This is a genomic window from Streptomyces sp. NPDC054883 (genome assembly GCF_053610645.1).
Window position 1 is genome coordinate 17659 of sequence record NZ_JBSGYT010000044.1, and the last position, 23593, is coordinate 41251.

Below are 23593 nucleotides of genomic sequence, written 5' to 3' on the forward strand. Positions count from 1 at the left end.
CGGCCGTCAGTCGTCGGAGAGCAGGATGCTCCGGTCCAGTCCGGCGGTGCGGATGGTCCGGGACACGGGCTCGATGGCGCCGACCACCTTGATGGTGACGTGGTCCGCCACCTTCTGCTGGGCGAAGACCAGGGACCGGAGTCCGGCACTGGCCATGTAGCCGACGCCGGCCATCCGGATCTCGACGGTGCTGGTGCCGTGGCCCGCGGCCTTCTCGATGGTCTGGTGGAAGTCCGGGGCCGTCTTGGCGTCCAGCTCGCCCGCCAGTTCGATCACGGTGGTGTCGCCCTCGATGCTCAGGGACACGGAAAGCGGCATGTCAGGTCTCCTTCGGTCAGAACGTCCCGGTCGTCTCGGGCTCGTTCGTACGGCCCACGAGGATCACGACGGAGCGGGGGCCGATCAGGTACTTGCCGGCGTTGTCCAGCTCCTGCTCCGCACCGGGGGTGCGGATGTCGTGCGGTGCCTCGGCCGAGGTGTCGGCGAACAGGTGCCAGGTCCGCCCGCCCGGCAGGGCGGGCAGTTCCAGGTCGTGCGACTCCCAGTGCGCGTTCATGGCCACGTACACCACGTCGTCGTCCCCGGTGCCGCAGCGGGCCACCGCCAGCAGCCGGCTATCCTGGGACCAGTCGGGCTGCCAGGCCCGCTCCCCGTGCCAGCTGATGTCGGGCAGCCCCAGGGCGTCCCGCATCTGTCCGGTGGGGTGGGAGGTGGAGCGCAGTTCGCGGTGGTGCTTGCGGAAGGCGATCATCTCCCGGGTGAACCGCAGCAGTTCGGCGTTCTCGTCGACCTGGTCCCAGTCGAACCAGGACAGTTCGTTGTCCTGGCAGTAGGTGTTGTTGTTGCCCTGCTGCGTGCGCGCGACCTCGTCGCCGGACAGCAGCATCGGTATGCCCTGGCTGGTGAAGAGGATGGCCAGCGCGTTCTTCATCTGGCGCAGCCGCAGTGCGTTGACCCCGGGGTCGTCGGTGGGCCCTTCGGCCCCGCAGTTCCAGCTGGCGTTGTCGTTGCCGCCGTCGTTGTTGCCCTCGCCGTTGGCCTCGTTGTGCTTGTCGTTGTACGAGACGAGGTCGGCGAGGCTGAACCCGTCGTGGGCGGTCAGGAAGTTGACCGACGCCGAGGTCCCGCGACTGGAGTAGAGGTCGGGCGAGCCCGCGACCCGGGTGGCGAGTTCGCCGGTGACGCCGGGGTCGCCCTTGAGGAAGCTCCGGACGGTGTCACGGTACTTGCCGTTCCACTCGGCCCAGCGGCCGTAGGCCGGGAAGTTGCCGACCTCGTAGAGGCCGCCGGCGTCCCAGGCCTCGGCGATCAGCTTGGTGTGCCGCAGGACCGGGTCGTAGGCGAGCAGTTCCAGCAGCGGCGGGTTGGGCAGCGGGGTGCCGTCCGCGGAGCGGCCGAGGATGGCCGCGAGGTCGAACCGGAAGCCGTCGATGTGGTAGTCGGCGACCCAGTGGCGCAGGCAGTCGAGCACGAAGTTGCGCACCACGGGGTGGTTGCAGTTGACGGTGTTGCCGGTGCCGCTGAAGTTGAAGTAGTACCCCTCGGGGGTGAGCATGTAGTACGTGGCGTTGTCGAGCCCCTTGAAGGAGATCGTCGGGCCCTGCTCGTTGCCCTCGGCGGTGTGGTTGAAGACGACGTCCAGGATGACCTCGATGCCGGCCGCGTGCAGGTCCTTGATCAGGGTGCGGAACTCGTCGCCCTGCATCCCGTAGCGTCCGGTGGCCGCGTAGCCGGCCTTGGGCGCGAAGAAGGCGACCGTGTTGTAGCCCCAGTAGTCGTAGAGCTTCTCGCCGGTCTCCGGGTTGCTGCGCGGGTTGTCGCTCTCGTCGAACTCGAACACCGGCAGCAGCTCGATGCAGTTGATCCCGAGTTCCTTCAGGTACGGGATCTTCTCGCGCAGCCCCGCGAAGGTGCCGGGGGCGGTGACCCCCGAGGACGGGTGCCGGGTGAAGCCGCGCACGTGGGCCTCGTAGACGACGAGGTCCTCGGCGGGGATCCGCAGCGGGGTGTCGTCGCCCCAGTCGAAGTCCTGGAGGCAGACCCGCGAGCGGTACTGGTAGCCGCGGCTGCGGTCCGGCTCCACCCCCCACACGTCGCGGCCGGAGATCAGCCGCGCGTAGGGGTCGGAGAGGACCTGGCGGGCATCGAAGCGGTGGCCGGTGACGGGGTCGTAGGGGCCGTCGGCCCGGTAGCCGTACTCGATGTTCTCGTGGTCGAGTCCGAAGACCGTCATCGCGAAGACGCTGCCGGTGCGGAATTCCTCGGGGAATTCCAGCTCGGCCATCGGCTCGGGCTCACCGCGCTTGTAGATGACCAGGGTCATGGAGGTGGCCTGGTCGGAGAAGACGGAGAAGCTGACCCCGCCGGGGACCACGTTGGCCCCGAACGGGAACGGCTTGCCGGCGCGGACCCGGTACCCGCCCACCTCGTGGGTCGGGTAGGCGTCGACGCGCAGCACCTGTTCGGTCGTGGATTCGCTCATCGCACGGCCCGGGCCTTCGCGTTGGCCGCCTCCGCCTCGCCGGCGGAGAAGAAGTCCAGGAAGCCGGTGGCCGACATGACGAACCGGACTTCCTCGCTCACCCCGTAGAGGGTGACGGCGACACCGGCGTGCTGGGCCTCGCGGTACACGACGAGCAGGGTGCGCAGGCCCGCGCTGGAGACGTAGGTGACGGCGGTGAGGTCGATGCGCAGCGACCGGCCCTCGCGGACGAGCGGCAGCAGGGCCTGGAGCAGCTGCCCCGAGGTCTCGCTGTTGATCTCGCCGGTGGCGACGAGCACCGTGCCGCCCTTGTTCCGGCGTTCTTTCACGTGAAGAGTCATTGTCTTCTTCCCCTCATGGTGGGGCGCCCCCCGTTGGGCATTACCTGGTGACCGGCCGCAGCCGGACCTTGACCTTGACCCGGCCCTGGACGTCGGGCAGCCGGACCGTGAGGCCCTTCGCGTCGAAGTCCGTCCACGGCTTCTCGCCGATCTCCACCGACGCGACCTCGACGGAGCCCGCGGGCAGCAGGTCGGGCGAGACGCGCAGGACGCGGTCGGGCAGGTCCGTGGGGTCGGGCTGGAAGTGGAAGTCCATTTCCCGGCCGTTGATGAGCAGGTTGTTGTAGACGGCGGAGAGGTAGCAGAGTTCCGCCGAGTGGTACATGGACATCGAGTGGCTGCCCTTGAGCCGCTCGGTGCCGAGCAGGTACGGCGTACCGCTGGCGAGCACGTTGAAGTAGACGGCTCCCTCGTCGTGGTCGAGGAAGAAGGTGTTGTAGAACGCCTCCGCCTGCCGGGCCTCGCGCAGGAAGTCGTCCCCGCCGGTCGTGCCGTTCAGGATGAGGTAGGCGAGGATCGCCTGCTCCTGCTGCCACCACGCCTTGCGGTCGTGCCAGGCGAAACGGTACGTCTCCTGGTCGCCGTCCTTGACCCGCTCGACCACGTCGTACCAGCCGCCGCGCTGGCGGTCGCTGCCGACGGCCGGCATGATCTCGCCGATCTTGCGGGCGAGCTCCTCGTAGGCCGGCTTGGCCTTGAGGGAGTTCATCCGCATCAGGTTCCAGGCGATCTTGAGGTTGTGGCCGACCACGGCGCGGTTCTGCTGCCAGCTGTGCGTGGTGTCGTGCGACCAGTCGCGGTAGAAGCGCTCCTGGACGAAGGGGCTGTTCTTGTAGTCCGGGAACTTGTCCGCGATGGTGTCGAAGGTGTACTCGAGGAAGTCGGCGTACTTCTGGTCGCCGGTCGCGAGGTACAGGTTGATCAGGTAGGCGGGCGCGTGGTCGCCGACCGAGTTCCAGTTCTTGCGCTCCGCGTTCTCGCCCAGCGACTCGTGGTCGGCGCTGAACAGGATCGGGTCGATGTGCGAGTAGTAGCCGCCCAGTTCCTCGTCCTTGAAGAACTTGTCGAACAGCCGGATGGTGGCGTCCGCGTCGTTCTTGATCCGTACGTCACCGGTGACGCGGTACGTCTGGATCGGGCCGGCCAGGGCATAGATCTGCTCGTACATCGGGATCGCGTCGTAGTCGTCGGAGAACTCCGAGGTGAACAGCTTGCGCTCGCTGTCCCCGTCGACGCGGATGCCGTGGTACCAGAAGACCACGTCCTCCTCGCTGTCCACGACCCGCATGTGCTTGCGCAGGTACTCGGTGCCGCGCTCGGCGACCTCCAGGTACTCGTCCTTGCCGGTCAGCAGGTAGGCGGAGGCCATGCCGTAGACCAGCCGGGAGATCGTGTCGGTCTCCTGGACGTGACTGGCGGTCTTGTCGCCGCCGAGCCGGATCTCGGTGCGGTACTCGGTGAAGTCCACCGGCCCGTCACCGAACTGGGCCCGCTTGTAGAAGTCGGCCAGCGACTCGATCTGCTTGATCCACCAGCTGGGCTCCTCGAACCGGTAGTCCTCGGCGCCGCGGCCGAGGAAGACCAGGCGCTTGGCGTCGAAGCGCCCGCCCGCCTCCGGGTAGTGGACGCCGTAGGCGAACAGCGGCCGGCCCGGCGAGAGCATCTCGTCGATGTGCCCGGAGGCGTCGATGTACGGCTCGTCGAGGTTGCGGACCAGCTCGGCGCTCGGGTCGCCGGCCAGCGACACGTCGAACTCGCGGCCGTCGGCGGTCTTCAGCCGCAGCGTCCGGCTGCGGGAGTCGAAGCGGACGACGTAGCCCGCGATCGTGTCGGAGAAGGAGAAACCCACGGCGTCAGCCATGTTTCACACACCGTCCTTGTCGTGAGAGCTGTCGTCCTCGTATCCCTGGCTGACCTCGACGATCACCCCGTCGGGATCGCGGACCCACACGGTCCGCCACCCGCAGATGAAGTCGTCGAAGTCCAGCGGCCCCAGGGTCACTTCCGCCGCGTCGCCCAGGTCGGCCAGGAACGCGTCCACGCTGTCGGTCTGGAAGGCCAGGTGGCGCATCCGGCCCGGGGCCTGCGGTCCGTCGTCCTGCGCCGGCCGCGCCGGTCGGGTGCCGGCCGCGAAGAGCTCCAGGTACGCGTCCCCCTTGCGCAGGAACACGATCTGCGAGTCTCCGAGGTCGACCACCCGGGCCCGGGCGAAGCCGAAGTAGCTGGTGTAGAAGTCCTCGGTGGTCTTCTGGTCCGTGCAGTTCAGGCCCACGTGGGACCAGACCATCCGCCCCATCAGCCGGTCCCCCGGCCCCGTCCCGCCGCGATCAGCTCGATGATCCGGCGGGCGAAGAGGTGGTGGTGGGCGCCGGAGCGGCCGGTGACCAGGTCCCCGTCCACGACCACGTCCTCGTCGACGTACTGGGCGCCCATGTTGCGGACGTCCCCGATGAGGTTGTTGTGGCAGACGACCTTGCGGCCGCGGACCTTGCCCGGGATCGAGGAGGCCAGCCACATGCCGTGGCAGATGATCCCCTTGAGCACCGTCGGCTCCTCGAACGCCCGGCGCAATAGCTCCGTGGCGGGTGCGAGGACGTCCACGTCCTCGGTGTAGCGCAGCCGGTCGGCCACCATGCCCGAGGGCACGATGATCGCCGCGTACCGGCGCAGCTCCTCGTCGCTCAGCCCCTCCAGGGACTGGCTGGCGGTGAACGGCGCCCGGTACTCGTGTCCCGAGAAGGTGATGGAGTCGTTGCCCCACAGCCGGGTCAGGAAGTCGACCTCGGCGCCCTCCTCGGCGAACCGGTGCTGGTAGTAGAAGATCTCGGGCTCGTAGAAGTCGCTCTCGACCAGGACCGCGATCCGGGTCCCGGACAGCGCGCCCTCGCGCAGCACGGCGTCAGGCACGGGACACCCCTCTCAGGAAGTCCGCCGCGCGCTCGGCGATCATCGCGATGGCGGTGTGGCAGTTGCCCGACGGGACGGCGGGCATCACGCTGGCGTCGACGACGCGCAGGTTCCGTACGCCGTGCACCCGCAGCTCCGGGTCGACGACGGAGAGGTCGTCGATGCCCATGCGGCAGGAGCCGGCCTGGTGGTGGTAGCTCTCGGACTTCTGCTTCACGAAGGTCCGCAGGTCCTCGTCGCTGACGTAGCCCGGCCCGGGCTGGAGCTCCTGCTTGTACCAGGGCGAGAACGCCGAGGTCGCGAAGATCTCCCGGGCGAGCTTGACGCCCTGCACCATCCGCTCCAGGTCCCACCGGTCGCCCAGGTAGTTCGGGTTGATCAGCGGGTGGGCCAGCGGGTCGGTGCTCGCGAGCCTGATCCAGCCGCGCGAGACGGGCCGTACCACCCCGGGCAGGATGCTCACCGTGTTCGGGTGGTCCTGGCCGACGATCACGTCGAACGGCACGTGCACGAAGGCGATCTGGAGGTCGGGCGCGGGCAGGCCGGGCCGGGAGGAGAGGAACAGAGCGCTCTCCGACAGGTTCTGCGCCGGGGGCGGCAGCTCCTGGGTGACCTCGGCCATCAGCCCGGTCAGCACGTGGTTGTGGAAGTTCTCGCCGACCCCGGGCAGGGCCGCGGTGACCTCGATGCCGTGCTCGCGCAGCTGCTCGGGGTGCCCGATGCCGGAGAGCAGCAGCAGCTTCGGGGACTCGATCGCCCCGGCGGCCACGATCACCTCCCGGCGGGCCCGTACGGTGTGCGGCCCGGGCTCGGCGGTGGCGCTGTGCCCGTCGCCCACCACCCGGCCCGGGATCGGGGCGGGCGGTGCCAGCCGGACGTATTCGACGCCGGTGCAGGTGTCCCCGTCGAAGAGCAGCCGGCTGCTCTGCGCGTTGGTGCGCAGCGTCAGGTTCGGCCGCTCCAGCGCCGGTTCCAGGTAGGCGGCGAGGGCGCCCTGGCGGCGGCCGTCCGCGACGTCGATGTGGTGCCAGCCGGTGCCGAAGAGCCCGCGCCGGGGCCCGTCCGTGTTGAAGTCGGCGATCTCCTGGTGGCCGAGCTCGACGGCCGCGTCGATGAAGGCGCGGGAGGCCGGGTTCGGGTTGTGCCGTCCGGCGTGGGTGATCCGCTGCGGGCCGCCGGTGCCGGTGGTGGCGGCCGTGGCGTCCTCCTGGCCCTCCAGGAGGGCGAAGTAGGGCAGCACGTCCTCGTAGGACCAGCCCGCGGCGCCCTGGTAGGCCCAGTTGTCGAAGTCCGAGGCGTGGCCCCGGATGTGCATCATGATGTAGAGGTTGCTGCTGCCGCCGGGGGCCTTGCCGCGCGGTTCGTACGTACGGCGGCCGTCGAGCCCCGGCTGCGGGACGCTGGTGTAGCCCCAGTCGACGGGCCCGCCCAGCAGCTTGTACCAGGAGGACGGGTCGTCCACCTCGGGCGGGATGCGGTCGCCGCCGGCCTCCAGGACGAGGACGGAGACGTCCGGGTCCGCGGAGAGCCGGTTGGCCAGCACGCTGCCGGCGGTACCGGACCCCACGATGATGTAGTCGTACTCATCTCTCGCCATCACGCCACCCCTCAGCCCTGGCCGAGCACCTGGAAGGGCACGGTGTCGTGGTAGTTCGCCATGTAGACGATCTTTCCGGCCACGATCCGGAAGAAGTTCATGACCTCGGCCTCGATGGCCTCGCCGGAGGCGCTGACGGCGGTGAGGTGGGAGACCGCCGCGGCCTTCTCCCCGTCGACGAGGAAGTGCACGGGCTCGTTCCGGAAGACCCGGTACATCGTCCCCATGCCCTTCATCATCGAGCGCAGGACCTCCAGGCCCTCGATGTGTCCGGCCAGTTGCTCGTCCATGACCTGGTCGTCGGCGAACAGGTCGCACCAGCGGTCCCAGTCACCGGCATTGGCGTACTCGTAGTACTTCCGCAGAATCTCTCGTGCGTCCGACGCGCTCATCGCGTTCATCCCCCTATCGGTCCCTGCGGGTTCCGTCCGGCGCGAAGGGCGCCCAGAACTGGCTGAAGGCGGTGGCCGTGTCGCCGAAGAGCCCGTCGCGGCCCTCGACGATCCGCCCGTCCCGCCACCGCATGAAGTGGAAGACCGGGTAGTCCATCCGCTCGTACGGGGACCCGCTCGCCGCGTCCGCACCGTCGCGCACGGCGACGTTGCGGCACACGTCCGCGCTGCAGTCCTCACCGACGAGCACCGCCTCGATGTCCATCCGGAAGGTGCCGCCCGTGAGCTTGTGGGTCTGCCCCATCAGCTCCAGGAAGGCGTCCAGGCTCTCGTACCAGCCGGCGAGCGGATGGTTGCCGGGCACCAGCCAGCGCAGGTCCTCGGAGTAGTACTCCAGGATGCGCGTCCGGTCGCCGGAGCCCAGCGCCTGGTAGGCCGCCTGCACCCGGTCCCGTGTCACTTCGGTCATCGCCCCTCCTCCTACGTCTTCGCGCCGGTCAGAGGGAGCCGGAACCGGGCATCGGCGCCAGTTCGTTGACGGTGTACTGCTTGATCAGCGGGCCGTCCTGGCCGGCCACCACGACCCAGGTCTGGTCGGCGTCGAAGCCGAGCCACTGGCTGCGCGGAGCCGGCGGGTCCCAGATCTTGGCCTGCCAGTTCACGAGGACCCGTACGATCGCCCGGTCGCCCTCGATGACGGGCTCGACCTTCGTGACGGTGTGCACCTCGTCGAAGAAGCGGGAGGTCACGGCGGCGTACCAGCGGCCGAAGCCCTCGTGTCCGAGGAAGGTGTCCTCGGGGACCTTGAACTCCAGGTCCTCGGTGATGAGGCCGAGCACCCGGTCCAGCGGAAGGTGCTGGTCCAGGGCCACGTACCAGTTCTCGGCGAAGCTGCGGATCGCGTCCTCGGTCAGCCGCTCGGCGGGCATGCGGTCTCCTCCTGTCCGTACCGGTGCAGTGGTGTCAGGGCGTGGTGCGGGGATCAGATCTGGATGTCGACGAGGTACGGGCCGGGGTGGGCCAGCATCCGGCCCACGGCCGCGACCGCCTCGTCCGGCTTCTCCACCCGCGTACCGTCCGCGCCGAGGGCGCGGGCCAGTCCGGCGAAGTCGATCTCGGGGTGGGAGAGGTCGAAGGAGCCCGGGAAGCCGTGCTCGGCGATGTCCCGTTCCCGCCAGTACTGGGCGATGTTGTCGTCGAGCAGCCGGTACTTGCGGTTGTTGCAGACCACGAACTTGGCGTTGATGCCGTGCCGGACCGCGGTCCACAGCGCCTGGTAGGTGTACATCGACCCGCCGTCGCCCGCGAAGCCGACGACGAGCCGGTCCGGCCGGGCCAGCTTGGCGCCGACCGCTCCCGGGAAGCCGACCCCGAGCGAGCCGCCCCGGGTGAGGTGGTAGTCGCCCGGCCGCTCCGCGGGCAGGTACCTGGTGACCAGCGGCGAGGTGGTCAGCGCCTCGTCGAAGACGATGAGGTCGCCCCCCGTCCGCTCGGCCAGGGTCCGCAGGAACACCGCCATGGGCGTGCCGTCGGTGTCCGGCCCGGCCGTCTCCGCGGCCCGCTCCCGGGAGCGGGCGTCGAGACGGGCGGCCGCGGCGGCGCGCTGCCGGGCGGTCAGCCGGTGCTCCAGTACGCCGGCCAGCGCGCGCAGCGCCTGCTTCGGGTCGGCGGCCAGGCCCAGGTCGACGGGGTGGTTCTTGGCGATCTCGTAGGCGTTGAGGTCGATGTGCACGACCTTCGCACCGGCCCGGAAGGGACTCTCCAGCTCGGGGAAGACCTCCGGGAAGACGTAGGTGCCCACGATCAGCACGCCGTCGGCGTCGCCGACCAGCTCCTTGCTGTGCGGGCCGAACATGTGGCCCGTCTGACCGCGGCGCAGCGGGTGCGACGCCGCGATGTTCACCTCGGAGGAGTCGACCTCGTACACGTCGGCGCCGAGCAGCTCGGCGACCGCGACGAGCTCGGCCTGCGCCCCGGAGAGCGCCACGCCGTCGCCGATCAGCACGACCGGGCGCTCGGCGGAGGCGAGCAGCTCGGCCGCCCGGCCCACCGAGGCGGGCGAGGGCGCCACGTCCGTCAGCGGCACGGTGGCGGGGAGCACGGGCTCGGAGTTCAGCTCGTCCAGCACGTCCATCGGCAGCGCCACGAACACCGGTCCGCGCGGCGGGGTCAGGGCGATCTTGACGGCCCGCCGGACGGTGCGGAGCACGGAGCGCGGGTCGGTGACCCGGGTCGCGTACTTCGTCACCGGCTTGGCCATCGCCACCAGGTCGGACGCCATCTGCGCGTCCATGGCGTCGTAGCGCACCCCGGCGTCACCGGCGACCACGACGAGCGGGGTGTGGCCGCGCAGGGACTGGTAGAGCATGCCGATGCCGTTGCCCAGGCCCACCCCGGAGTGCAGCTGGAGCAGGGCCGCCCCGCCGGTCGCCCGGGCGTAGCCGTCGGCGATGCCGGCGGCGACGGTCTCCTGGAGGGCGAGGACGTACTGGAAGTCCGCTGCCGCGTCGACCGCGTCGAGGAATCCCTGTTCGACCGTCCCCGGATTTCCGAACATCACATTCAGGCCGTCGGCCTTGAACTGCTCGATCAGCCTTTCCCGTCCGGGAGTGGCTTCCATGAATTCCCCCTCTTTCCCAGCAGTTACCGGACTACCAGCCGTACCGGGTGAGCCCGTCCTCCAGGACTTCCACGATCTTCTGCCCCGTCAGATAGGAATCGGGGGTCGAACGTCCGGTGACGAAGGGGAAATCGACGATCACCGACAGGGGGTGGCCGAAATTCCCGTGGTACGCGCCGCGCGGGCCGGTGGCATCGCGCAGGATGTACTCCAGCGGGTACGGCGGCGGCCCCATGTTGAAGTCGGTACCGAGGAATCCGGTGCCGTCCTTGTAGTCGTATTCCTTGCAGTGGCCGGTGACGTGCTTGCCCCAGATGATGCTCTTGCGGTCGCCCCAGTCCCGGGCGAAGGCCAGGCAGGCCACCCCGTAGCACTCGGCCGCCACGACCTTGCCGGCGTTCTTGAAGGCCAGGATCAGGGCGTGGACCCGCTCGTTGTTGGCGAGGTCGGCGATGGGGCCGCTGCCGCCGACGACGAGGATCGCGTCGAAGGTGGCGATGTCCTCCTGGAGCTTGTCCACATCGCGGTGGTACTGCTCCAGCTTGGGCAGGTAGTCCTTGTCGCTCGTGTACGGGCGCTCGGGCGCCCACGCCTCGATGTCGAGGGGCGAGTCGAGCCGGCTCGACTGCTCGAACTCGCGGCCCAGCCGGGCGTTCTCCTCGGTGGTCACCGACCGGCCCAGCGGGGGGTCGATGTAGTTGGCGTCGAGGCTCGGCGGAAGTGCGTGGGCCCGCTTCCCGGTCGGCGTGGCGAATACGACTTCATAGCCACGCTCGTCGAACTTCGATACCGGCCCGATCAGTTCTTCGGCCCAGTAACCGTGTTCGGAGACAATGACCAGAATCTTTCTGCTCACAGATTCCTCCAGGCGCCGCCTGTTGTGTTGGCGTTCCCCACCCTGCTTGCGCCCGGGGCCTGCGTCAAAGCGCCCGTATGCGACTTCGTGAGGTAGAAGGGCGACCCGCCCCGACACCTCATGTAGTCGCCGTGCGAGGTCATGAAGTAGCTGCCGTACTCCATGACTTCGGCCGAATCGATGAACCTTCTCGGCACCCCCGACTTATGGTCTGGACGCGCCCGTGATTAACCGGCGTGACGAGCGGTACGAGTGCGCGAGGAGAGGGACGGGGACGATGACGATGGACCTGAAGTGCACACACATCGACCAGATACGTCCGGTGAAGCCCGGGACCGACGGCTGCGAGGAGTGCCTGGCGACGGGGGACGGCTGGGTGCACCTGAGAATGTGCCTGAGCTGCGGGCACGTCGGCTGCTGCGACTCCTCGAAGAACCGCCACGCCACCCGGCACTACCGCACCACCGAGCACCCCATCGCGGCCTCGCACGAGCCGGGCGAGGACTGGGCCTGGTGCTACACCGACAAGCTGATGCTGGACCCCGCGTGAGCGCGGCCCCGGAGCGCACCGGCGCTCCCGCCACCGCCACCTCCTCCGCCGCCACCTCCTCCGCCGTGGCCCAGACCGTGTCCAGCGCGCCGGTGACCACGGCGGGGCACGCCGCGGCCGCCGCCGAGCGGTCGGAGAACCGCAAGCCCGTCATCCTCGCCGTGGACGACGACCCGCAGGTGCTGCGGGCCGTGCGGCGCGACCTGCGCAGCGCCTACGGCGACCGCTACCGGGTGCTCGGCGCCTCCTCGGCCGCCGACGCGCTCAAGATCCTGGACTCGCTGGACGAACGCGGCCACGACCCGGCGCTGTTCCTGGTGGACCAGCGGATGCCCGACGTCACCGGGGTGGAGTTCCTCCTGGAGGCCGTCAGCCGCTTCCCCGACGCCCGCCGGGTCCTGCTGACCGCGTACGCGGAGACCGACGCGGCGATCACCGCCATCAACCGGGTCCGGCTGGACTACTACCTGCTCAAGCCCTGGGACCCGCCGCACGAGCGGCTGTTCCCGGTGCTGGACGACCTGCTGTCGGACTGGCTCGCCACCTACCGCCCCGCCTACGACGGGATCATCGTCGCGGGCCACCTGGTGTCCCCCGGCACCCACGCCGTCCGCGACTTCTTCACCCGCAACGGGCAGCCGTTCCGCTTCCTGAACGTCGAGCGCGACCCCGAGGCGCTGACGGTGCTCGCCGCCGCCGACCCCGACGCGGCGCTGCCGCTGGTCCGCTTCCCGGACGGCTCGGTGCTCTCCGCGCCGACCGACACCCAGCTCGCCCAGCGCCTCGGCCTGGCCACCACGGCCTCCCGCCCGCACTACGAGTGCGTCATCGTCGGCGCCGGCCCGGCCGGGCTCGCGGCCGGGGTGTACTCGGCTTCCGAGGGCCTCTCCACCCTGATGCTGGACTCCCGCGCCCCGGGCGGCCAGGCCGGCACCTCCAGCCTGATCGAGAACTACCTCGGCTTCCCGTCGGGCCTCTCGGGCGGCGACCTGACCCGCCGGGCCACCATCCAGGCCTCCCGCTTCGGCGCCGAGATCCTGCACCCGGTGGAGGTCGTCTCGCTGACCCGCGACGACCCGGCGAAGATCCTCACCCTGGCGGACGGTACGGAGATCAGCGCGGAGACGGTCCTCCTCGCCACCGGGGTCTCCTACAACCGGCTGCAGGCACCGGGAGCGGACCGCTTCGAGGGCGCCGGGCTCTACTACGGCGCGGCCACCACCGAGAGCTCGGCCTGCATCTCGCAGCACGTGTTCATCGTGGGCGGCGCCAACTCGGCCGGCCAGGCCGCGGTGCACTTCGCCAAGTACGCGGCCCGCGTCACGATCCTGGTCCGGGCGGCGTCCCTCGACGCCAGCATGTCCCGGTACCTGATCGACGAGATCGCCCGCACCCCCAACATCGAGATCAGGGTGCGTACGACCGTCGTATCGCTGGACGGCGACGAGCACCTCGAACGCCTGACCCTGCACGACGCCGACACCGGGGAGGACACCGAGGTCCCGGCCCGGTTCATGTTCACGTTCATCGGCGCCCGCCCGCACACCGACTGGCTGGCCGGGGTCGTGGAGCGCGACGAGTACGGGTTCGTCCTCACCGGTTCCGACCTGATCTCCAACGGGGGCGAGCTGCCCGCCGAGTGGAGCCTGGAGCGCGCCCCGTACCCGCTGGAGACCAGCGTCCCCGGCGTCTTCGCGGCGGGCGACGTCCGGGCCCACTCGGTCAAGCGGGTCGCCTCGGGCGTGGGTGAGGGTGCGATGGCCGTCTCCCTGATCCACCGCTACCGCTCGATGGGCTGAATCCCGCTGAATCCTGCGGAGCACCAGCCGAGAGCGAACGGCAGATCCTTGCGATCAAGAGGGCAGCGGATGCAACGTTGATTACATGATTACAGCCGAGCAGCAGACACAGCTCCGCGCCTGGTTCGCGGACCGCCTCCCGGTGGACGCATACGAGTCCCTGGTCTCCGTCACCGCGGACCGCGAGGAGATCACCGTCATCGGCACGCTCCCGGCGAACGAGTCGGTGAAGGACTTCCGCGAACGCACCCGCGAGCAGCGCATCGAGGTCGCCCGCGAGGCGGAGGAGCTCTACCGCCGCAAGGTCTCCTGGGGCGTGCGCTCCGGCGAGGAGACCACGCTCTTCACCCACCTCGCGGTCCCGGTGATGACCCGGCTGCGCCAGTCCGAGCGGCAGGTGCTCGACACCCTGGTCTCGGGCGGCGTGGCCCGCAGCCGCGCCGACGCGCTGGCGTGGTGCGTCCGCCTGGTGAGCCGCAACGCCGACACCTGGCTCGCCGAGCTGCGCGAGTCCCTCGACACGGTCCAGCGGGTCCGGTCGCAGGGCCCCGACGTCAAGTCGGACATCAAGAAGTCCGGGTCCGAATAGCGGAAGACCTCGCCGGGCGCGCAAGATCCCGGAAGGGTAGCCGAGACGGGACCACCGACCGAGGGAGAGGCTCCACACGATGACCACCACCGTCGAATACATCCGCTACCGGATCGCAGCGGACGACCAGCCGGCGTTCGAGGACGCCTACGCACGGGCGGCCGAGTCACTGGCCGCCTCGCCCGAGTGCATCGACTACGAACTGGCCCACAGCGAGGAGGAGGCCGAGCGCTACATCCTCCGGATCCGCTGGACGTCGGTCGAGGACCACCTCCAGGGCTTCCGCAAGGGCGAGCAGTTCCCGGCGTTCTTCGCCGCGATCCGCCCGTACCTGAACAACATCGAGGAAATGAAGCACTACCGGGTCACCGACGTCTTCGGCACGGGAAAGGCCGCCTCCCAGTCATGAGCACCACGCCCGACACGACGCCCACCATCTACGAGTGGATGGGCGGGGCCGAGGCCATGAAGCGCCTCACCGACGTCTTCTACGCACACGCCCTCCAGGACGAGATCCTGGCCCCGGTCTTCGCCGGCATGGACGCGAACCACCCGCAGCACGTCGCCGTCTGGCTGTCGGAGGTCTTCGGCGGCCCCGCCGACTACTCGGCCCACCACGGCGGCCACCAGCACATGGCCACCAAGCACCTGGGCCGCGGCATCACCGAGCAGCAGCGCCGCCGCTGGGTGGAACTGCTCATGGACACCGCGGACGAGGTCGGTCTGCCGGCGGACCCGGAGTTCCGGGCGGTGTTCGCCTACTACATCGAGTGGGGCACCCGGATGGCCCTGATCTACTCGGGCCCCAACCCGCCGCCGGTCGACGCGGCGAAGATCCCCGTCTGGGCCTGGGGACAGACCCCGCCCTGGATCCCGAAGTCCTGACCGGCCCGGGGCGCTGCCGGGTACGGCCCGCCGGCGCCCCGGCCGGCCGTACCGGCTCGGGCCCGAGCACACTCCGGCGGGGTCGGCCTGCGGTGCCGCGGGGCCGGCTCAGGCGGGCCGGCGGCTCGCGCGGCGGGCGCCGCCCGCCCGGTCGGCGAGGAGCACGGTCAGCGGGGTCCCGCCATCGGCACCGCCCTCGCCCCCACCCCGCGAGAAATCGACGGCGCGTTCCAGGATCTCGCGCAGGGTCGCCCACTCCCCGGGCCGGGCCTGCGCGTAGTCCTGCCAGGACGTGACCGCCACCAGCCGCCCGGGCGCCTCCGGCAGCCACGACAGGTCGGTCAGCACGTCCGCCAGCGCGTCCCAGTTCCCTCCGAACCACTCCGGCACCCGCAGGGCCTCACCGCACCGCCGCAGCAGCTCTGCCTTGCTCCCGACGCCGTCCAGGTCCAGCCGCAGCGTCGTCCAGCCCGCCTCGTCGGCGGCGGCGAGCGCCGGGCCGAGCGGCCCCGCTCCGAGGGTCATCGCAGAACCGCCTTGAAGGTGTCGTAGTGGTCGTCCGTGTAGAAGAACTCCCCGCGCCCACCGGTCACCAGCCGCCGGGCCCCACGGTCGCGTTCCCCCGGTGTCCGCACGGTGAACTCGTGGTAATAGCCGCGCCCGTGCGACGGCAGGGCCTTCTCGAAGTTCCCGAAGACGGTGCCGTCCTGCCGGTACGGGTACGGCCCGCCCTTGTCGATCAGCGCCAGCACCTCGCGCGCCTCGCGGGGCAGCGCGTCCGCCCGTACCGTGGCCATCCCCTTGGCCCACCCGGGCACGCCGACGGGAGCCGGGTTGCTCGGCCGCACGGCGCCCGGGCTCACGGGAGCGCCGGTCGGCGTCGCCCCGGGCGTCTTCCCGGCGCAGCCGACCGCGGCCACCAGCGCGGCGCAGAGGATCAGGCCCCCCAGCGCGCGCAGCAACGATCGGGGCACGTTCCGAAGGATCATGCGCCGATCGTGCCAAATATCCGGTTCGCCCGCGAACCGCGGGAACCGCGGCAACCGGCGGGTGAAAACGGGTGGTGTGAAGACGGCTTAGAGCGCAGCCATCTTGGTGTAGGGGCTCAGGATGCGTTTCTGGACCGATCCGAAGTCGACGAGGACGGCGATCCCCTCCTCGATACCGACGACACGGCCGAGGCCGTGCTCATCGTGAGTGACCCGGTCGCCGACGCTGAACTGCCGGAGCGGCGGTTCCACGGGGGCCTTGAACGGGCTGGACGGCAAATGGCGGCGAGGTACTGCTGACTTAGTCATTGACTCCAGTATGCGCCCAGCGGGCCGCCCTGCGGTCCGCCGTTCGGATCTCAATTCCGGCACCATCCGCGGCGGGACGGCACGGAAGCGGAACCCGGAGCCCCGGTCAGTCGTCCGGATCGGCCCGTTCCAGGGCCGGACGCAGCCCCGGCTGGGACTCCGTCAGCAGGTAGTCCGCCACGGCCGTGTCGGTGACCAGGCTGGTCACCAGGCCCGACCGGAGTACCGCACCGATCGCGGACGCCTTGCGCAGACCGCCGGCGATCGCCACCACCTCGGGGATCCGGCGCAGCCGGTCCGCCTCGACGGTGATGCACCGCTCGCCCAGGTCGCGGCCGACCCGCCGGCCCTCGGCATCGAACAGGTGCGCGGACATCTCGGCCGCGACGCCGAGCGAGGCGTAGTGCGCCCGCTCCTCGTCGCTCAGCATGTCGTGCACGGTGGAGATGCCGGGCTCCCAGGAGCCGATGGACACCGCCGCGACGGTCACCTTGTCGAAGTACTCGAAGGCCCGCGCGATGCCCGTCTGGCTGCGCAGCGCGGCCGCCGTCGCCGGGTCGGGCAGCAGCATCGGCGCGTAGATCGGGTGCGCGTCACCCCCCGAGACCTGTGCGGCCCGGCGCACGGCCTCCACCGAGCCCCGCTCGGCCGTCCCCGCGTCGTACACGCCGGTCAGCTGGACCACGGTGCAGGGCGGCAGCCGGTGCAGGGAGGCCGCCATGTGGATGGTGGAGCGGCCCCACGCGAGACCGAGCACGTCGCCCTCGTTGACCAGCTCGCCCAGCAGGTCGGCGGCGACCGCGCCGAGGTTCTCCGGATCGGGAGCGTCCTCGGTCGCGTCGGCCGGCGACTCGACCACCACGGCGTGCCGCAGGCCGTAGCGGGCCCGCAGCGCGTCGGACCGCTCGGCGTCGAGCTCCGCGGGGACCCTGATCTCGATCCGTACGAGGTCGCGTTCGAGGGCCGTCTCCAGGACCCGGGCCACCTTGAAGCGGCTCACGCCGAACTCCTCGGCGATCTGGATCTTGGACTTGCCCTCCAGGTAGAAACGGCGGGCCATGGCCGCCGCCTGCACCAGCTCCGCGGGTCCCATCCGCAGGGCTGACCGTCCCGCCGACATTGCAGACACCGCGTTCTCCTCACTGCTGTTCACACTCTCGACTCGCCGTTCATCCTGTCAGATCCGACGGCCGTTGATCAGCCCGCACAGTCCCGGTGCACCGAGCTGTTCATCAAGCCTTGGCCCGGTGGTCGCAAGCCCAGGGCGCCGCCGCGATCGCGGCGCCCGCCTGCTCGCGCAGCGCCCGGACGGCGGCGGCCGGATCGGGCGCCCCGTAGACCGCGCTCCCCGCGACGAAGACGTCCGCTCCGGCCTCGGCGACCCGCTCGATCGTCGAGGCCGAGACCCCGCCGTCCACCTGGAGCCACAGCTCCAGTCCGTGCTTGGCGATCATCTCCCGGGTACGGCGGATCTTGGGCAGCATGATGTCCAGGAAGGCCTGACCGCCGAAGCCGGGCTCGACGGTCATGATCAGCACCATGTCCAGTTCGGGCAGGATGTCCTCGTACTGCTCGATCGGGGTGGCGGGCTTGAGGGCCATGGCGGCCCTGGCCCCCTTGGCCCGGATCTCCCGCGCGAGCCGCACGGGCGCGGCGGCGGCCTCGGCGTGGAAGGTGACCGACCCGGCGCCGGCCTCGACGTACTGCGGGGCCCAGCGGTCCGGGTTCTCGATCATGAGGTGCAGGTCGAGCGGAATGTCCGTCGCGCGGCTCAGGGACTCCACGATCGGCACGCCGAGGGTGAGGTTGGGGACGAAATGGTTGTCCATGACGTCGACGTGCAGCCAGTCGGCCCCCTCGACGGCCTTCGCCTCCTCGGCGAGCCGGGCGAAGTCGGCGGACAGGATGCTGGGATTGATCTGAACGGCCATGCCCCAAGCGTGCCATGCCGAAGGCCACTTCCGGCCACGCCCCCGGAAGTCCCCCTCCACCCCCCATCCGGAGCTAGACCGGCGGCGCCCCGCGCAGGTGCCGCATGAGCTGCTCCAGTGCGGCCCAGCTCTCGGCGCTCCCGCCGTCACCGAGTGCGTAGTAATAACCCGGCCGGGCACTGTGACCCAATTGCGCCGGTCGTTCCTTCAGCGGTGTCCTGCTCGCGGTGTCCCGCCCGACTTCCCGGACCTCCTCGGAGCCCAGCACGAAGGCATACGGCAGCGGCGGGCGCTCGAAGCGGGGCGGCGCGCTCAGGTCGCGGCGCGCCTCGCGCAGCTGGCACAGCATGGTCCGCAGCCCGTGCCGGGTCACCAGCTCGCCGGCCAGCTCCGGCAGCGCCGCCAGAGCCGGCTCCTCACCGGGGCCGTAGCCCACGGTGAGGGTGATGTCCTCCTCCACGCCGTCCGGCGTGCGGATCACGCGGAGCGTGGCGACGGCAGGCCGGTCCGGGCTGCCGACGACCACCGTCCAGGTGGGCCGGGGGGCGCGAGCGTACGCCAGCTCGGTCAGCCGCCGCCGCGACCAGGTCAGACCGGCCGGCTCCGCGGTCCCCCAGCCGGCCGGCGGGGCGCCGGTCAGCGCCTGCCAGGCGGCTTCCAGCGCGCCGCCGAGCACCAGGCCCGCCTCGGCACGGTGCAGGGTGCGGAAGGCAACGACGAGCTGACGCTCGCCGGTGGTCCGGACCTCCGTGAAGGCGTCCGCCACCGGGGTCTCCCCGTTATCGTCCCCGGCCGGGGAGAAGGCACCGTCCTGCCAGCGCAGTACCGCACCGGTCAGCCCGTCGTAGTAGCCGCACCGCTCGTCCTGCACCACCCAGCGCGAGGGCGTGGACTGCAGCAGCATGCGGGCGGGCAGGGAGAGGCGGCAGTGCGGCGGCGTGACGATCTGCAGGGACCGGTCGCTCTCCACGGTGGCTCGCAGTGCCTCGGAGAGCCAGCTCGTCATGGGGACGACCGGCCGGTCCTGGAGGACGACGGCGGCCTCGTCGGTGAGCATGTCGACGGCCGGCTGGGCGGCGGCGGGGGCCGGTACGGCCGTGACGCCCGAGACGTCGAGCGGGCGCGCCGCACCGACGGCGCCGGGAGCATCCGCCGGCCAGACCCGGCCGCCCAGGAGCATGGTCATGCGGGCCGCGAAGGCGCCCGCGAGCCGCTCGGCCTGGGGGACGCCCACGGCGGCACGGGCCTCGATCCACCAGGCCGGCCCGTCGCCGGACGGCTCGGCACCGGGCCCCAGCAGCCGGGCCGCCTCGCCCGGCACCTGGAGCAGCAGCGGCACCTCGATCGAGACGAGCGGCCGGCCCTCGGCGTCACACAGCTGGACCACGGCACCCTCGCCGGTCGTCTCGACCCGCAGATCCGGTCCGCCCGCGAGCAGCCCGGCCAGCACGCTCAGCGGGTCGGGCATCCGCTCGGTGAGCGCGATCACGTCCTTGGTCATGCAGGGTTCCCTCTGCTCATCGGTCTTTTGCGGCGTCAGGGGTCGAGACAACGCCGGATGCCAGGCTCCGTGCAGCGAGGCCATCCCTCACAGGTAGAGGCCACGCTCTTACCGACAGACTTCCTACGCGGCGCAGCCCCGCCCTCCGTGCCCGCACCCGTCGGCCACTGCTAGCGGGTAGTACGAGCCGAACGCCTCGAGCGGTGGCCCTTCCCACGTCAGACACCGCTCGGCGACAGCTTCCGCGAGTTCGCGAACGTCTGTCCGCCGAAGGCTCGCCGCGACCGTTCGTTCGTCAAGGCCGCGAGGCCGTGGTCACCCGCTGCGGAATGCGCAGTTCCCGCCAACGCCTCGGTCCAGGCCTACTTCGCTGGGCGGCGCGGAGGAATCACCTGTACGCGCCCGCCTCGCGCACCGATCCACGCCTCGAGTTCTGCGTCGGCCAGCTCTCGCGAAGATGCACCGTTGAAGACGGTGACCGGACCGAAAACGGTGCCGGTCAGGCCGCGCACCACCGTGGAGTCATCGACTTTGATCTCGAAGAGGTTCTCGTCAAGGACGGCATCCGTCAGGTCCGCGCCCCTCATATCGGTGTCGATCAGCGAAGCACCCAAGAACTTTGTTCCTCGGAAGCTCGCTCCCGCCGCGTCGACATCGCACAGTGAAGCCCGGACCATGTCCGCCCCATCCAGCCGCGCCGACCGGAGCACCGCCTCATCGAGATTCGCCCGCACGAGATCCGCTCCGGTCAGATCCGCTCCGGTCAGATCGGCCGACTGCAGGTCGGCCCGGTAAAAGGACGCGCCGACAAGCCGCACGCCCACGAGAATCGCATCGGTGAACCACGCATTCGAGAAATCCCCACCCGAGAGGTCCGCGCCCCGGAAGTCACGCTCCATGCCGTTGAGGTCGTACTCCTCCGAGGCGAGCCATTCCTGCAGCTGCCGCGTGGCTTCCGGATCGGCCGGGAGTGCAGCCGGCTTCCAACTCTTACGGATACCAGATGACACGATCTCCCCAACCATGGCTTTCCACAGCAGCCTTGACACTGTCGATTGCCGCTTGATTTGCGTTCCGAACATCAATAATGACTATACGCCCATGTTTCTCGATTTGCTTCGCCAGCTGCTTTTTGACCCACGCCCCGTTATTGGCCGGGTCATAAGCTCCCTTGAACGGCTGGGATTTATCACGCACATTATTGAAAGGCGGATAATCGGAGTGAACGCCCTTTATATCGTAGTACTCACCGGTGGTCTCCGAATAAAACTCCCCCCTGTCAGCTATGTCCGGCCGGCGGATGTCCGCCGGTAGGCGCCCACTCTCCCGCAGGTCGAGGCCGACCCGAGCCTCATCCATCGATTTGTCATCGATCTGATTCTTGTGATCCGGGTCGTGCTTCAGGTGATCGAATTCTTCTGGAGACCGTCTTTCGACTTCATCGAGGTGGCCCCAGTGAGCCGCCTTTTCCTCCGCCGTCAACGCCGGAACCGGCTCGTTCACACGGTCGCCAGGCGTCGTTCCGGTTCCGCCGTGCTCCTGCGTCTCCGCGCCGGAGGCGGGCTTCTCCGCTTGGCCATCGGCAGTATTGCCGGGTCCATGATCGGCAGAACCAGGCGCAGGGGTTTCGCCGATTGCGTCGTGACCGTGCGACCCTCCGGCATGGACGTCCCCGGAATGGCCGCTCGCACCTGCACCCCCGGGGTCACCATGACCGCCGCCCCCGGAAGGTCCATGGGATCCGCCACCACCCGACGGCGCATGTGAACCTGCACCGCCGCCCGAGCCGCCGGCGGGCTGGTGGTTCACCTGGTGGCCCGTGGAGGGCGCGTTGTGCGTGCCGCCACCCCCACCGACCGGGTGGGAACCATCGCCCAGGTGCATCGGGTTCTGGTGGGATCCGCCGGCGGGGTGCGGCGAGCCCGTGGGGTGGTTCGTTCCGTTCTCCACGCGGCTGGGGCCGCCCGCGCCTTCGAGGACCTTCGGGTCTGTCCTGACCAGCTCCTCGGCGTTGGGCAGGTCGTCCTTGTGCGGTTCCCGGACGGGTTCGGTGTCGGGAACGACGTTGCCGTGCTCGTCCCTGATGTACCCGTCGGCGCCGATGACGCGTTTGTTGCCTGCGTGGTCGGCATACTCATGGCCGCCGGTCGCGGGTACCTCTCCCGGATGCGGCGAGGTACCGGAGGGGATGCTGCGGGCCATGTCTTCGACGCCCGCCCGGCTGGCCTTCAGGCCCTCCATGAGGTCGCCGACCTTGAACTTGGTGACGACCGCCGCCTTGCCGAGGTAGCTCATCGGGTCGACGAGCGCCCCCGCCTTGCCCAGCGCGGTCGCGGCCTCCGCAGCCACACCCAGTTTGCCGGCCCTGCCGAGCTTGAGCAGCGAACCCGAGCCGAGGGTCATGCCGTTGAACAACACCGTTCCGAACGCCCGAGAGGGGTCCTTGTCCCACTCGTCCCAAGCGACCAACGACTTGCCGAAGTTGCGCAGGGCCGCCTTCTGCTTGTCGGTGTCACTGTGGTCGACCGGGCCGAACATCTTGTCCATCGCCCAGTCGTACGGCGTCAGCATGTAGGCGCTGATACCGCCGAAGACATTGCCGATGCCCGTCCACGTCTTCTTGAAGTTGTCCCAGTCGAACACGTTGACCATGCTGCCCAGGCCCTTGAGGGTGCCCCAGACACCGTCGACGAAGAACCCTTTCAGCGTGCCGCCGACATGGTCCTTCGTCCACTCCCAAGCAGCCCGCAGCCCCGTGTACTCACGCTCGTCGGCCGTCCCCCAAGGCGTCTCCTTCGCGTCCTTGACGTCGCTTTCCTTGAAGCCGTACATACCGGCCTTGTGCGATCCGTCGTCAACGACGAAGTGCGTACCGCCCACCAACGCCGTGATCTTGTTGGCCGCATCGCGCTCGACGCCCTGGAAAGCCACCCACGTCGTACCGACCTCACGGACGAGACGCGCATTCTCGACGATCTTGCCCTGGTCCTGCTGCCAGTCGTCGTCCTTGTTGTCCGCGACGAACTTCTCCGCGTCCACGCGGAGTTGCTTCATCTTGTCCACCAGCGGACGGGCGGACGTGGCGAAGCTGGTCAGTGCACCGCTGACGGACTCCAGCTTCTTCGCGAACTCATCCGCCTTGTCCCGCACCGGGATGGTCGAATCGAGCAGCTCTTCCTGCTCTGGAGCGTCGTAGACCGGGTCCAGCGCCTGGAAGGCGTCGTGAACATCCTTGCCCGTCCCGCGAATGCCGGAGGCGGTCGTCTTCAACGAAGCCGCATGCGTCTCCAACGTCTCCAGATTGCCCGTGAAGGTCGGTATCTTCCCCAGGTCGATCACTTCTTGGGGCCCTTCAACTCTTCCGGAGTGGGAGCCTTGGAGTACTCGTCTTGCTTGTTCTTCGCCATCGCAAGGTCGCCCTTGAGGTACTCCTCAGTGGCCAGGCGCGCCCCGGTGATGGACTTCCCCGTCCGGACGGGAAGGAACTTCACGTCGTTCTCGGTGTGCTGCTGGAACTCCTGCAACGCCTGGGCCACGGGGCCGAACGCACCCCCCTTGGGGATTTCGGTGCCGCCCAGGACCATCGTGCCCGCCCACGTCGCAGCGCCCACCAAGCCCTCGCCGTACGCCGTGAATTCTTCCTCGAACTTGCCGCCGGCCTCGGCGGTCTTGCTCAGAACCCCTTGAACGCCATCCGGCTTGATGTCCCACGTCGACACGGTGCCCCCCGTTCTGCAAACACGTCCCCCACTGACGTGCCATGTCTATCAACTGGGCATTGCTGTCTGCAAAGTGAGTTTCAGTGATGCCGACAGCTGTTGCGGACCAGTGACACAACTCGGCGG

26 protein-coding genes are annotated in these 23593 nt (G+C 69.7%); 5 read left to right on the forward strand and 21 right to left on the reverse strand.

Annotated features, from left to right (window positions below; translation table 11 throughout):
* Positions 1-6: 6 nt before the first annotated feature.
* Genes ACWGH1_RS26955 through ACWGH1_RS27010 form a run of 12 tightly spaced genes read right to left on the reverse strand, consistent with a single transcriptional unit; the run spans position 7 to position 11195 of the window.
* Positions 7-318 carry an STAS domain-containing protein gene (locus ACWGH1_RS26955; protein ID WP_453351776.1) on the reverse strand — a complete coding sequence of 104 codons (312 nt, stop codon included), beginning with the start codon at positions 316-318 and terminating at the stop codon, positions 7-9.
* A 16-nt stretch (positions 319-334) separates the two neighbouring features.
* Complete coding sequence (gene glgX / locus ACWGH1_RS26960; RefSeq protein ID WP_453351777.1) at positions 335-2482, reverse strand: glycogen debranching protein GlgX; 2148 nt, start codon at positions 2480-2482, stop codon at positions 335-337.
* The gene (locus tag ACWGH1_RS26965) at positions 2479-2823 is read right to left on the reverse strand and encodes an STAS domain-containing protein (protein ID WP_361140005.1); all 345 of its coding nucleotides are present in this window, start codon (positions 2821-2823) and stop codon (positions 2479-2481) included. The genes glgX and ACWGH1_RS26965 overlap by 4 nt, the downstream gene beginning before the upstream one ends.
* 40 nt (positions 2824-2863) lie before the next feature.
* Positions 2864-4684, reverse strand: coding sequence for an AGE family epimerase/isomerase (locus ACWGH1_RS26970; protein WP_453351778.1), 1821 nt, complete (start codon positions 4682-4684; stop codon positions 2864-2866).
* A gap of 3 nt (positions 4685-4687) precedes the next feature.
* Positions 4688-5119: a VOC family protein gene (locus tag ACWGH1_RS26975; protein WP_453351779.1), complete on the reverse strand. Its 432-nt coding sequence runs from the start codon at positions 5117-5119 to the stop codon at positions 4688-4690.
* On the reverse strand, positions 5119-5730 hold the full coding sequence (locus ACWGH1_RS26980; RefSeq protein ID WP_453351780.1) for a DJ-1/PfpI family protein: 612 nt from the start codon (positions 5728-5730) through the stop codon (positions 5119-5121). Before ACWGH1_RS26980 ends, ACWGH1_RS26975 begins: the two co-directional genes overlap by 1 nt.
* Entirely contained in the window at positions 5723-7327 is a 1605-nt protein-coding gene (locus ACWGH1_RS26985; protein WP_453351781.1) for a GMC family oxidoreductase, read from the reverse strand. Before ACWGH1_RS26985 ends, ACWGH1_RS26980 begins: the two co-directional genes overlap by 8 nt.
* A gap of 11 nt (positions 7328-7338) precedes the next feature.
* The gene (locus tag ACWGH1_RS26990) at positions 7339-7719 is read right to left on the reverse strand and encodes a nuclear transport factor 2 family protein (RefSeq protein WP_453351782.1); all 381 of its coding nucleotides are present in this window, start codon (positions 7717-7719) and stop codon (positions 7339-7341) included.
* A 13-nt stretch (positions 7720-7732) separates the two neighbouring features.
* Positions 7733-8188, reverse strand: coding sequence for a nuclear transport factor 2 family protein (locus ACWGH1_RS26995; RefSeq protein ID WP_453351783.1), 456 nt, complete (start codon positions 8186-8188; stop codon positions 7733-7735).
* Positions 8189-8216: 28 nt separating this feature from the next.
* Positions 8217-8648 (reverse strand): nuclear transport factor 2 family protein, encoded by a 432-nt coding sequence (locus ACWGH1_RS27000; RefSeq protein ID WP_453351784.1) that lies wholly within the window; start codon positions 8646-8648, stop codon positions 8217-8219.
* 53 nt (positions 8649-8701) lie between these two features.
* The gene (locus ACWGH1_RS27005; protein ID WP_453351785.1) at positions 8702-10339 is read right to left on the reverse strand and encodes a thiamine pyrophosphate-binding protein; all 1638 of its coding nucleotides are present in this window, start codon (positions 10337-10339) and stop codon (positions 8702-8704) included.
* 31 nt (positions 10340-10370) lie between these two features.
* The gene (locus ACWGH1_RS27010; RefSeq protein WP_453351786.1) at positions 10371-11195 is read right to left on the reverse strand and encodes a type 1 glutamine amidotransferase domain-containing protein; all 825 of its coding nucleotides are present in this window, start codon (positions 11193-11195) and stop codon (positions 10371-10373) included.
* A gap of 277 nt (positions 11196-11472) precedes the next feature.
* On the opposite strand from ACWGH1_RS27010, the gene ACWGH1_RS27015 reads away from it, so the two are divergent.
* The 5 genes from ACWGH1_RS27015 (at position 11473) to ACWGH1_RS27035 (ending at position 15018) form a co-directional block, all read left to right on the forward strand.
* Positions 11473-11745 (forward strand): UBP-type zinc finger domain-containing protein, encoded by a 273-nt coding sequence (locus ACWGH1_RS27015; RefSeq protein WP_389660398.1) that lies wholly within the window; start codon positions 11473-11475, stop codon positions 11743-11745.
* A gap of 92 nt (positions 11746-11837) precedes the next feature.
* Positions 11838-13544: an FAD-dependent oxidoreductase gene (locus tag ACWGH1_RS27020; protein ID WP_453351793.1), complete on the forward strand. Its 1707-nt coding sequence runs from the start codon at positions 11838-11840 to the stop codon at positions 13542-13544.
* 85 nt (positions 13545-13629) lie between these two features.
* Positions 13630-14133, forward strand: coding sequence for a hypothetical protein (locus ACWGH1_RS27025; protein ID WP_453351787.1), 504 nt, complete (start codon positions 13630-13632; stop codon positions 14131-14133).
* A 79-nt stretch (positions 14134-14212) separates the two neighbouring features.
* Complete coding sequence (locus ACWGH1_RS27030; protein WP_329193613.1) at positions 14213-14542, forward strand: antibiotic biosynthesis monooxygenase family protein; 330 nt, start codon at positions 14213-14215, stop codon at positions 14540-14542.
* Positions 14539-15018 (forward strand): group II truncated hemoglobin, encoded by a 480-nt coding sequence (locus ACWGH1_RS27035; RefSeq protein ID WP_453351788.1) that lies wholly within the window; start codon positions 14539-14541, stop codon positions 15016-15018. The genes ACWGH1_RS27030 and ACWGH1_RS27035 overlap by 4 nt, the downstream gene beginning before the upstream one ends.
* Before the next feature lie 108 nt (positions 15019-15126).
* On the opposite strand, the gene ACWGH1_RS27040 is transcribed toward ACWGH1_RS27035, so the two are convergent.
* The 9 genes from ACWGH1_RS27040 to ACWGH1_RS27080 form a co-directional block, all read right to left on the reverse strand.
* Positions 15127-15543 carry a barstar family protein gene (locus tag ACWGH1_RS27040; protein WP_453351789.1) on the reverse strand — a complete coding sequence of 139 codons (417 nt, stop codon included), beginning with the start codon at positions 15541-15543 and terminating at the stop codon, positions 15127-15129.
* A complete protein-coding gene (locus ACWGH1_RS27045; RefSeq protein ID WP_453351790.1) occupies positions 15540-16007 on the reverse strand; it encodes a ribonuclease domain-containing protein in 468 nt (155 codons plus the stop codon). Before ACWGH1_RS27045 ends, ACWGH1_RS27040 begins: the two co-directional genes overlap by 4 nt.
* Before the next feature lie 87 nt (positions 16008-16094).
* The gene (locus ACWGH1_RS27050) at positions 16095-16316 is read right to left on the reverse strand and encodes a CarD family transcriptional regulator (RefSeq protein WP_031145007.1); all 222 of its coding nucleotides are present in this window, start codon (positions 16314-16316) and stop codon (positions 16095-16097) included.
* Positions 16317-16422: 106 nt separating this feature from the next.
* Complete coding sequence (locus ACWGH1_RS27055; protein WP_361315852.1) at positions 16423-17436, reverse strand: sugar-binding transcriptional regulator; 1014 nt, start codon at positions 17434-17436, stop codon at positions 16423-16425.
* A 112-nt stretch (positions 17437-17548) separates the two neighbouring features.
* Entirely contained in the window at positions 17549-18247 is a 699-nt protein-coding gene (gene rpe / locus ACWGH1_RS27060; protein WP_453354808.1) for a ribulose-phosphate 3-epimerase, read from the reverse strand.
* A gap of 73 nt (positions 18248-18320) precedes the next feature.
* On the reverse strand, positions 18321-19748 hold the full coding sequence (locus tag ACWGH1_RS27065) for a DUF6177 family protein (RefSeq protein WP_453354809.1): 1428 nt from the start codon (positions 19746-19748) through the stop codon (positions 18321-18323).
* 362 nt (positions 19749-20110) lie between these two features.
* The gene (locus ACWGH1_RS27070) at positions 20111-20773 is read right to left on the reverse strand and encodes a pentapeptide repeat-containing protein (protein WP_453354810.1); all 663 of its coding nucleotides are present in this window, start codon (positions 20771-20773) and stop codon (positions 20111-20113) included.
* Positions 20739-23087, reverse strand: a complete 2349-nt coding sequence (locus ACWGH1_RS27075; protein WP_453354811.1) for a hypothetical protein — start codon at positions 23085-23087, stop codon at positions 20739-20741. The genes ACWGH1_RS27070 and ACWGH1_RS27075 overlap by 35 nt, the downstream gene beginning before the upstream one ends.
* Positions 23084-23467 (reverse strand): DUF6507 family protein, encoded by a 384-nt coding sequence (locus ACWGH1_RS27080; protein ID WP_453354812.1) that lies wholly within the window; start codon positions 23465-23467, stop codon positions 23084-23086. Before ACWGH1_RS27080 ends, ACWGH1_RS27075 begins: the two co-directional genes overlap by 4 nt.
* Between the last annotated feature and the right edge of the window lie 126 nt (positions 23468-23593).

Bases quoted from the DNA above. Each gene is read 5' to 3' on its own strand.
- ACWGH1_RS27045 (WP_453351790.1), bottom strand. From the start codon at position 16,007: ATGATCCTTCGGAACGTGCCCCGATCGTTGCTGCGCGCGCTGGGGGGC.
- ACWGH1_RS27040 (WP_453351789.1), bottom strand. From the start codon at position 15,543: ATGACCCTCGGAGCGGGGCCGCTCGGCCCGGCGCTCGCCGCCGCCGAC.
- ACWGH1_RS26975 (WP_453351779.1), bottom strand. From the start codon at position 5,119: ATGGGGCGGATGGTCTGGTCCCACGTGGGCCTGAACTGCACGGACCAG.
- ACWGH1_RS27015 (WP_389660398.1), top strand. From the start codon at position 11,473: ATGACGATGGACCTGAAGTGCACACACATCGACCAGATACGTCCGGTG.
- ACWGH1_RS27030 (WP_329193613.1), top strand. From the start codon at position 14,213: ATGACCACCACCGTCGAATACATCCGCTACCGGATCGCAGCGGACGAC.
- ACWGH1_RS26985 (WP_453351781.1), bottom strand. From the start codon at position 7,327: ATGGCGAGAGATGAGTACGACTACATCATCGTGGGGTCCGGTACCGCC.
- ACWGH1_RS27035 (WP_453351788.1), top strand. From the start codon at position 14,539: ATGAGCACCACGCCCGACACGACGCCCACCATCTACGAGTGGATGGGC.
- ACWGH1_RS27000 (WP_453351784.1), bottom strand. From the start codon at position 8,648: ATGCCCGCCGAGCGGCTGACCGAGGACGCGATCCGCAGCTTCGCCGAG.
- rpe (WP_453354808.1), bottom strand. From the start codon at position 18,247: ATGGCCGTTCAGATCAATCCCAGCATCCTGTCCGCCGACTTCGCCCGG.
- ACWGH1_RS27025 (WP_453351787.1), top strand. From the start codon at position 13,630: ATGATTACAGCCGAGCAGCAGACACAGCTCCGCGCCTGGTTCGCGGAC.
- ACWGH1_RS26990 (WP_453351782.1), bottom strand. From the start codon at position 7,719: ATGAGCGCGTCGGACGCACGAGAGATTCTGCGGAAGTACTACGAGTAC.
- ACWGH1_RS27065 (WP_453354809.1), bottom strand. From the start codon at position 19,748: ATGACCAAGGACGTGATCGCGCTCACCGAGCGGATGCCCGACCCGCTG.
- ACWGH1_RS26965 (WP_361140005.1), bottom strand. From the start codon at position 2,823: ATGACTCTTCACGTGAAAGAACGCCGGAACAAGGGCGGCACGGTGCTC.
- ACWGH1_RS27055 (WP_361315852.1), bottom strand. From the start codon at position 17,436: ATGTCGGCGGGACGGTCAGCCCTGCGGATGGGACCCGCGGAGCTGGTG.
- glgX (WP_453351777.1), bottom strand. From the start codon at position 2,482: ATGAGCGAATCCACGACCGAACAGGTGCTGCGCGTCGACGCCTACCCG.
- ACWGH1_RS27050 (WP_031145007.1), bottom strand. From the start codon at position 16,316: ATGACTAAGTCAGCAGTACCTCGCCGCCATTTGCCGTCCAGCCCGTTC.
- ACWGH1_RS26995 (WP_453351783.1), bottom strand. From the start codon at position 8,188: ATGACCGAAGTGACACGGGACCGGGTGCAGGCGGCCTACCAGGCGCTG.
- ACWGH1_RS27005 (WP_453351785.1), bottom strand. From the start codon at position 10,339: ATGGAAGCCACTCCCGGACGGGAAAGGCTGATCGAGCAGTTCAAGGCC.
- ACWGH1_RS26955 (WP_453351776.1), bottom strand. From the start codon at position 318: ATGCCGCTTTCCGTGTCCCTGAGCATCGAGGGCGACACCACCGTGATC.
- ACWGH1_RS26970 (WP_453351778.1), bottom strand. From the start codon at position 4,684: ATGGCTGACGCCGTGGGTTTCTCCTTCTCCGACACGATCGCGGGCTAC.
- ACWGH1_RS27070 (WP_453354810.1), bottom strand. From the start codon at position 20,773: ATGGTTGGGGAGATCGTGTCATCTGGTATCCGTAAGAGTTGGAAGCCG.